The sequence below is a fragment of the Acinetobacter sp. YH12254 genome (assembly GCF_013417415.1).
In the GTDB taxonomy this organism is placed as follows: Bacteria; Pseudomonadota; Gammaproteobacteria; order Pseudomonadales; family Moraxellaceae; genus Acinetobacter; species Acinetobacter pseudolwoffii.
Genome location: NZ_VPEB01000031.1, coordinates 1 through 8,525, shown reverse-complemented (window position 1 = coordinate 8,525; position 8,525 = coordinate 1). Strand labels below are relative to the sequence as shown.

Below are 8,525 nucleotides of genomic sequence, written 5' to 3'. Positions count from 1 at the left end.
AGGGTGGATGCGGTAAAGGTCGCCTTGCGAAGCAGAAAGCAAGTGAAATCCGTGAGGAAGTCACCTAAGAGCTTTTGCTTTTAGAATCCCCCACTTGAACATCGTGAAAGTGGTGGGAGTATGTCAACAGACTTAAACAAATCGGATAAGCTAATAAAAAATATTGGATATCTGGTAGATGTACGTCTTGTATGACCATCCAAAGCTGTGTGATTTTTATTCTAAATTGTTTAGAAAGAATTAGCTAATCATTCTTATTTTTAACTTAAGCTACGAAATACTGTCCGCTAAAAAATCATTGCACCGACAATAAAACACAACACCCCAAAAGCGATCCAAAGCCAGACAGTTGATCTGGATGTCTCCATACTTAGGCGATGCAATCGTGGTGGTTGCTGAGATGTATTCTGTGGGGTATTCGGGCTATTTGTATAGGGGTGATGTTTGGAATAAGAGAGTCCTGTTCCTGGAATGCCCACGCTGGTTCGAGTGCCTTTTTTACCAATATTTAGAGAAGCACCGGGTTTGCCAATGCTCGCACTGCTGATGCCCTTATGCGTCAGATTAATTTTTAATCCGGGTAGCAGTTTAATACTCTTGTGAAATCTAAAGCCCATATTCCCCCCATTTGCAAAACCAGTTCGCTGTGTATTTTAGTTGATATAGCTAAATACTAAATAAATCACCACAGTGATCTTTAAATAATTTATCACTATCTGCAACTCTAAATTTATTTCGAACAGATTTCACTCTAGACCACATTTTTTCGATTGGATTTAAATCAGGACTATATTGGGGTAACCAAACTAAATAATGACCTACTTTTTTCAGGAGTTCTTGTAATTTTTGACCTTTATGAAAAGAAGCATTATCCATAATTAAAACACTTTTTTTCTTTAATTTTGGTAATAAATCGTGTTCAATCCACCCTTCAAACACTTAGGTCGTAATCGTGCATTCAAAAGGACAAAGATGGCGTACAGATCATGAAAGACTACATGGCCTCAGGATCTTTTGCCCGTAGCCGGGAACAGATGGAAGCCTCAGCTTCGATGGTTTTTGTGGGGAATATCAACCAAAGCGTTGAATCTCTGGGCAAAACCAGCCATCTGTTGGCACCTTTCCCTGAAGCCATGATCGATTCAGCATTCTTCGATCGTTTTCATGCTTATATCCCCGGCTGGGAAATTCCGAAGATGCGCCCGGAGTTTTTCACCAACCGTTATGGATTGATCGTTGATTATCTGGCTGAATTCTTCCGGGAAATGCGCAAGCGTAGCTTTGCAGATTCCATTGAGAAGTACTTCAAACTCGGTAACAACCTGAATCAGCGTGATGTGATCGCCGTTCGCAAGACGGTTTCCGGATTGATGAAGCTACTCTACCCACACGGTCAGTTTAATAAAGAAGATGTACGCCAGTGTCTGGAATATGCGTTGCAGGTGCGCCGTCGTATCAAAGAGCCGCTGAAGAAAATTGGTGGCATGGAATTCTATGATGTTCATTTCAGCTATATCGATAATGATACCTTAGAAGAACATTTTGTATCGGTAAAAGAGCAGGGTGGTGGTGGACTGATTCCCGAAGGTCCAGCCAAGCCAGGTTTCTTATATACCATCGGGCTCAGTAATAAAGGCATGCCGAGGTTATACCGCTTAGAACTTCAAGTCACCAAAGGTTCAGGAAAGCTGGCGACATCAGGCTTATGGAATTCAAGTAGTGCCAAGGAGCAGGACAAAATTGCATTTGACTACTTCAAGGCCAATGCATCCCGGATCTCGGGTGGCAGTAAGGTGCTGGAACATGACTTCCACTTACATGTGGTGGAATTACAGAATACCGGCCCGCTCAGCCATCTTGCTCTGCCAAGTTTAGTGGCTTTTGCTTCTGGCCTGTTAGGACGATCGGTACAAAGTCAGATGGTGGTACTGGGTGATATGAGCTTGGGTGGTTCTGTGACACCGGTGGAAAGTATTGCTGAGTGTCTTCAGGTGGCTTTTGATGCGGGTGCCAAGAAGGTTGCTTTGCCAATGAGTAGTGCGGCAGATATCCCAATGATTCCTGTGGAACTGTTTATCAACTTCCAGACCAACTTCTATGCGGATCCTGTGGATGCGGTATTTAAAGCTTTGGGTGTGGATTGAAGGTAGTCGTATTTTAAGATGATGAAATGGCTCTTTATAAATATTTAACAATATCAATAGATTGATGAATAAAATAACTGAGCCATTTTTTTAAATAGGGTGAAATTTTGCTGCCTGGAAAAGCGATGGTATTTGATAGAGATGAGAGCAAGTGAATAAAGTTGTTAAAAAACAAATCGCTTTTTTGATTGTCCTGGTTTGTGGTGTCGGCTTCTATAATTATAAGACGACACAACCACGGCAACAGCCTGATGAATCAATACAGCGAGCTCAACAAAGAGAAGCGGAGTTTATGCAAAGAAGGGCTGAATATATTGCGAAACATGGTGAACCCAGTGCTGTTGCGCAGAAAATGGATGAGGCATTTGCTCACAAGAATGGTACCCAGCTCATTGAACCACCCTCTACAATCCTTAAGGACTGAATAAATTGACGATTCAATTGCTCGATCAAGCAGGGCAGCCAGACATTGGCTCATTTTAGGCGCTTGGAGCGAGGAATCCATCAATCTGCTGTAATTCAAACCGTCCGCTTCGACACTCACAAAAGTGCGTATTCTAAAAGCGGAAATTTTTACTTTGGAGCAACCGGACATTTCTATTTGGGGCTGACACCCGAATTTTGTATATGAGGGTTTATGTTAAATAAACGATATTTATTATTTCTTCAAAAGTAAAAAACTACCTAACAGGCTAATGCTGATCAGTTAAGAATTTCAGAACTAAAATTATGTTCAATAACACATAAAATTAGATCAATTAAAATTCAAAAATAAGGAAATTTAGATTTATTTTTAATCTAAATTTCCTTAACTGACTGGCATTAACCTAACAGGCGGTTTTTTATCACATACTGCTAATTATCAGTATTTAAAGCTATAAAATTTGGCGGTTTATCTATGACTTGCATATGGGAAAAAATCATCATTCCCGAAATTAAAAACATCAATATTGTTATTACAGAACTATATAATCGCATTCATTATTTATCAATCTAACTCAACTCTACATATTACCTTATATTGTTACATTTACAATAAAAATATGATTTTACTGAATTTTTTAATTAATTTAATCTTATTTTATTAGTTTAATAAATATATATATAAGAAAACTTGATTTTTACTATTTTTAGTGTATAGTTAAGTTAACTAGAAAAAAGTCTTGTTCCGGTAAATCTTCTTTAAGTATCGCAGTTTTAGTCATAATCCTTCGTTTTTTCAGATTTTAAGTCGCTTCTTTATTATTTCAAAGTTATTAATCAGTCAATAAAATGACTAAAAAATTATTAAAAATTAGTAGGATATATTATGTCAAACTCAAATGTTGTTAAAGGTACTGTTAAGTGGTTTAACGAAACTAAAGGTTTTGGTTTCATTCAACAAGAATCAGGTCCAGACGTTTTTGCTCATTTCAGCGAAATCGCGAATTCAGGTTTCAAGACCTTATTTGAAGGCCAGCAAGTTGAATTCAGTGTAGCTCAAGGTCAAAAAGGACCGAATGCTGTAAATATTGTTGCTATCTAAGTAATAATAAGCAGTAATAAAAAGCACTCATTAGTGCTTTTTTTATACTTTAAAATGTTTTCAAAATTGAAAAAATTTCTAAAAAATAGGATATAAGTTGTTAAAAATAAATGATTTAATTGCAAAATCTAAAAATGGTACTGAAATTATTGTTTCATTAATTCCTCTACATAAAATGCAAAATACACGTCAAGGTTTAAAACAAATTGAAGTCGGTAAAAGAGTTCTACTGGAATCTGGAATCGAGGTTGATTTAAATTTGGATGGTCGTACATTTTACACTTCTCTAAATCAGCTATTTAAATTAAATGATAAAGCTGTGTATCAATAAAAATAATAAACATCAATGGTTTATGTGGACTTTCCACTGCAATTTTTTTTAAGGGGATATATATGTTTAAACAGACTCTCAGCATCAAAGACCAGTTTGGCGTTAAATACGCTATTCAAGCTACTGTGGATCATGATTTTGCCACCACCCAATCTCATTCGAATATAAAACATATCACCGTCGATGGTGAAGATATTCGACCTAGTTTTGAAATGCTTTTTCAAAGTACTTTAAGTGGAAAAATATTCAAAATCATCTAGAAATATAATTTCTATAAAATCCATAGTCTGGATCAAATATCAGAACCTGCTCGCTATTATGCGGGTTTTTTTATAGCTCATATTTATATTTGTAAGCCTCTGCTTATGCGAAACGAGAGTTCACAGCTCTCGTTTTTTTTGTTCTAAAACTGCTAAAATTCTTATACGCCATTGACGTACTTAAACCTATTTTATTTATTGAAAACAGTATTTTTACCAAGCAAATCAAAGAGCTTGTGAGTGATGAAAGGTATCGTCAGCTCCAGCAAGATCTCTTGGTATAGCCTGATCAGGGCGATTGAATCAAAAAATGGTGGTGGAATTCGTAAAGCACCTTGTGCTCAAGGCAATAATGGTAAAAGTGGCGGTATCCGGGTGATCTATAAAGCGTACAAAATAGCCTAAATTTTATCCACAGCAATTGGGGATAGTTTTCGCCCTGGAAGAGCTGATAACTTTGGGGAAATTCCAAAATTGAGCATTTTTTAATCTATTGGGACTTGCGCACTATTATTTATAGATTCTCTGTGGCAGCAGATGATTTTTATCGACGCAGATTCAAATCCCAAGTGCGACACATTTGTAGTTAGTTGAAAAAGTTAGGTGAACCGTACCGGGTTTGTCGGAGGCGAATTTCGAGTAATTTATGGGACAGTTTTGTCACTGCTTTTAAAATTATAAGCAATCGATTGGTAAGTTCTTTACTGTAGGTATTGAAGGTAATAATTGCAGAATCAGGCATCGGCTCAGGCGTGGATTTAGGAGAAGCTGTAATTTTTCGAAAAAGTTAGAAAACCACTTTAAGGCTTTCGATTTAACCTTCTTCCACATCAATAATGGCTGCATTTAATCCCAGCATACTTTTTGAAACACCACCACTTCAATTCAAACAAATTTTAAGAAAAAATCTAAAAAAATTCTCTTTAGAATCTATAGGAAAAACCTAATAAGAATCAAGAACATATACCAAATGATAAAATTTTAAATATTAATGGAATGACTTTAAATTCACTTTTATAACTAAGCAAAGCCACAATTAATCAGAAATTATGATAAGATCAGCTTTCTTAAAAAATGTATTTTTTATAAAGATGAATTGCTTAGGTAATTTTTACTGTCTTTAGCACATTTTATTATTTTTTCTTTTTTTTAATTCACATCCTATTTTGAACAGATTTTTAATCGCTCAATTTAGGATTGTATTTGCTTATCTTTATAATGCTTATATTTCAAATCCTAAATTGTGACACTCAAAATTGGAGAGGTAATTAAGAACTCAAAACTAATGGAGATAGCAATGGATCGAATTGCAATTATTGGTGCTGGCCCAAGTGGCATGGCCCAATTAAGAGCGTTTCAGTCAGCAAAGGCCAAAGGTCTACAAGTTCCTGAAATTGTATGTTTCGAAAAACAAAATGATTGGGGCGGGCTATGGAACTATACTTGGCGCACTGGTATAGATGAACATGGGGAACCTGTCCACGGCAGTATGTACCGCTATTTATGGTCAAATGGCCCCAAAGAAGCGCTAGAATTTGCCGATTATACTTTTGATGAACATTTCAAAAAACCAATCGCTTCATATCCACCACGTGCAGTACTGTGGGATTACATCAAAGGCCGTGCAGAAAAAGCACAGGTCAAAGATTTAGTTCGTTTCAATAGTGCCGTTCAGCATATTGCCTATGATGAAACAACGCAAAAATTCACGGTAGATGTCGAAGATTATGCACAACAACAGCATTATTCAGAACAATTTGATTATGTTGTCGTTGCATCTGGACACTTCTCTACCCCACGCGTTCCTGTTTATGAAGGCTTTGATCAATTCCATGGTCGCATTTTACACGCACACGACTTCCGTGATGCGCTGGAATTTAAAGGCAAGTCTGTGTTATTGGTTGGCAGCAGCTACTCTGCCGAAGACATTGGTTCGCAATGTTATAAATACGGTGCTAAGCAAATTTACAGTTGCTATCGTAGTAAAGCCATGGGCTTTAAATGGCCTAAAAACTGGTCTGAAAAGCCACAATTACTGCGTGTAGATGAAAATACTGCTTATTTTAGTGATGGAACATCTGCCAAAATTGATGCCATTATTTTATGCACAGGCTATTTGCACCACTTCCCATTTATTGAAGATAACCTACGCCTCAGAACACATAACTGCCTTTATCCGCAGGGTTTATATCAGGGTGTGGTGTGGGAAAAGAATCCTCGCTTGTTCTACTTGGGCATGCAAGATCAATGGTACACCTTCAATATGTTCGATGCGCAAGCATGGTTTGTCCGTGATGTGATTTTGGGCAAAATTGCTTTACCAAGCACGGCAGAAATGCAGAGCCATACGCAGACCTTACATCAAAAAGAGCAGCGCCTATTGAACGATGAACAATCTGCCCGCTTCCAAGGTGACTACATCAAACGCCTGATTGCGCAGACGGACTATCCATCATTCAATATTGATGCAGTGCATGATATTTTCATGCAATGGAAAAAGCATAAAAAAGAAAACATTATGGGCTTTAGAGATAAAGTCTATCGCTCAGTAATGACTGGAAAAATGGCTAAGCCACATCACACGCCATGGTTATATGCGCTAGATGATTCTTTAGAAAACTATTTGGAAGATGAAGCACAACGTGAAGCGATGTAAGGCTTAATCACAAAAAGCCACACAATACGCAGCAAAATAGCCAACAAGCCCCATAAGTTATGGTCATGGGGTTTGTTGTTTGGACTGCCACCACTCTCCGAGACAAATAAGGCCGTACAGCCTTTACGACGTAACAACCCTGATGAACATGAACCTCTCGAAGCAAAGAAAGAAATCCTTTGCCTTAAAGCACCGAACGTTTCAATTGCTTCGGTCGCTTTGCAACATGGATTGAATACAAATCTTGTATCCAAATGGATTCGCTTAATTGATGGTAAGCCAGGGAATGATCGCTCACCACTACCGAATAAACCTGCATTTATTGCCTTATCTTGCTCTGCACCATTAGATCCTACTCCTACTGACATGTTAACGGTTCAAATTACTTTACCCCACTCAAAAGCAGAAATTGGCTTGAAATGGCAAGTATCAGAAATATCTGCTTTAGCAGAATTACTCAAGGCACTTGCAACATGATCCATATCGATGAAATCTGGCTCTCTACCCAGCCGATGGACATGCGTGCGGGTATGGATACTGCCATGGCTCAGGTGCTGAGAGCCTTTGGCTCGATCAAACTGCATTGCGCCTACCTGTTCTGTAATAAGCGTGGCCATCGCATGAAAGTGCTGGTGCATGATGGATTGGGCATCTGGCTGTGTGCCCGGCGGCTGGAACAGGGTAAATTTCACTGGGCTCAGATTCACCAGGGTGAAACCGTAGCCCTCAGCCCAGAGCAGTTGCAGGCACTGATCCAGGGTTTACCCTGGCAGAGAATTGGACGACAGCAGGTGGTGACGATGCTCTAAACCAGGCTCGTACATTCTGCTATTCTCCAAACGTTCTATTTCATTCTCTTCATGACCTCAGGCATACTGCGGTCATGAAAACGCTGCCTGATTTAAACCAACTGACCCATGAGCAACTGCTGGAATTTACCCGGCAATTGGCGATGCAGCATCAGTCTTTGGCACAATCAAATCAGCAATTAGATGCCAAAGTTCAACATCTGGAAGTCACCAATCAACAATTAGATGGCAAAGTTCAACATCTGGAAGCATGCAACCAACATCTCTCTATTCTCACTCAAAAATACGAGCATGAACTGGCTCTGTTTAAAAAGCATAAATTCGGCAGGGCTTTGTTGCACAAAGATTTGAAATGCAAAGCGCCCCTAATTGAGCCAAATTTAAGGCGTAACTTGGGTAAGTGGTCGACCTAATTCCGTAAATCTGTTGAGGACTGCTACACGTGCATGAATTTCATTCACCTGACTAGGAAAGCTTCTTGCCATTAATTTATCGCCTAATAATTTGATGCAATGCATCTTGGTTTCCACCAAACTGCGGCGATGATAGCCTGACCATTTTTTCCATAATGTCCTGCCTAAACGTTTAACTGTTCGAAGTAATTCATTTCGCTCTAGCGAGCTACTCTTTGTATCTTTCCATGGTTTCGCATTTTTTCTAGGTGGAATCACCGCATGTGCTTGCCGATCTGCAATGACCTGACGGCATTGCTTGGTGTCATAAGCTCCATCGGTATAAACAGAGTCAATCTGCTCATCTTGTGGAATCTGATTAAGTAAATCACCAAGCACCTGTGAATC

General features: G+C 38.7%; 9 protein-coding genes and 5 pseudogenes. 11 read left to right on the top strand and 3 right to left on the bottom strand.

Annotated features, from left to right (window positions below):
* Positions 1-287 precede the first annotated feature (287 nt).
* Together FTV29_RS14580 and FTV29_RS14575 are read right to left on the bottom strand one after the other, a co-directional pair.
* Positions 288-617 (bottom strand): DUF4236 domain-containing protein, encoded by a 330-nt coding sequence (locus FTV29_RS14580; protein WP_159138991.1) that lies wholly within the window; start codon positions 615-617, stop codon positions 288-290.
* Between the two features lie 49 nt (positions 618-666).
* On the bottom strand, positions 667-939 hold the full coding sequence (locus FTV29_RS14575) for a transposase (RefSeq protein WP_159138990.1): 273 nt from the start codon (positions 937-939) through the stop codon (positions 667-669).
* Positions 940-962: 23 nt separating this feature from the next.
* On the opposite strand from FTV29_RS14575, the pseudogene FTV29_RS14570 reads away from it, so the two are divergent.
* The 11 genes and pseudogenes from FTV29_RS14570 to FTV29_RS14520 all read left to right on the top strand — a co-directional run.
* Positions 963-2,144 (top strand): annotated as a pseudogene (locus tag FTV29_RS14570) (BREX system Lon protease-like protein BrxL); the annotation flags it as partial.
* A 151-nt stretch (positions 2,145-2,295) separates the two neighbouring features.
* Positions 2,296-2,568, top strand: a complete 273-nt coding sequence (locus FTV29_RS14565; protein ID WP_005093629.1) for a hypothetical protein — start codon at positions 2,296-2,298, stop codon at positions 2,566-2,568.
* Between the two features lie 885 nt (positions 2,569-3,453).
* On the top strand, positions 3,454-3,669 hold the full coding sequence (locus tag FTV29_RS14560; protein ID WP_005093626.1) for a cold-shock protein: 216 nt from the start codon (positions 3,454-3,456) through the stop codon (positions 3,667-3,669).
* Between the two features lie 97 nt (positions 3,670-3,766).
* Positions 3,767-4,000, top strand: a complete 234-nt coding sequence (locus FTV29_RS14555; protein WP_180075656.1) for a hypothetical protein — start codon at positions 3,767-3,769, stop codon at positions 3,998-4,000.
* A gap of 62 nt (positions 4,001-4,062) precedes the next feature.
* Positions 4,063-4,260, top strand: a complete 198-nt coding sequence (locus tag FTV29_RS14550) for a hypothetical protein (RefSeq protein ID WP_074382686.1) — start codon at positions 4,063-4,065, stop codon at positions 4,258-4,260.
* A 188-nt stretch (positions 4,261-4,448) separates the two neighbouring features.
* Positions 4,449-4,644, top strand: a pseudogene (locus FTV29_RS14545) (hypothetical protein); the annotation flags it as partial.
* A gap of 206 nt (positions 4,645-4,850) precedes the next feature.
* Positions 4,851-5,110, top strand: a pseudogene (locus FTV29_RS14540) (IS1 family transposase); the annotation flags it as partial.
* Positions 5,111-5,557: 447 nt separating this feature from the next.
* Complete coding sequence (locus tag FTV29_RS14535) at positions 5,558-6,916, top strand: NAD(P)-binding domain-containing protein (protein WP_074382685.1); 1,359 nt, start codon at positions 5,558-5,560, stop codon at positions 6,914-6,916.
* 75 nt (positions 6,917-6,991) lie between these two features.
* Positions 6,992-7,393 carry a transposase gene (locus tag FTV29_RS15200; protein ID WP_074382684.1) on the top strand — a complete coding sequence of 134 codons (402 nt, stop codon included), beginning with the start codon at positions 6,992-6,994 and terminating at the stop codon, positions 7,391-7,393.
* Entirely contained in the window at positions 7,390-7,725 is a 336-nt protein-coding gene (gene tnpB / locus FTV29_RS14525; protein ID WP_157799610.1) for an IS66 family insertion sequence element accessory protein TnpB, read from the top strand. The genes FTV29_RS15200 and tnpB overlap by 4 nt, the downstream gene beginning before the upstream one ends.
* Positions 7,726-7,799: 74 nt before the next feature.
* Positions 7,800-8,078: pseudogene (locus FTV29_RS14520) on the top strand (IS66 family transposase); the annotation flags it as partial.
* A gap of 27 nt (positions 8,079-8,105) precedes the next feature.
* Here the strand turns inward: FTV29_RS14520 and FTV29_RS14515 are convergent.
* A pseudogene (locus FTV29_RS14515) lies at positions 8,106-8,525 on the bottom strand (IS5-like element IS17 family transposase); the annotation flags it as partial.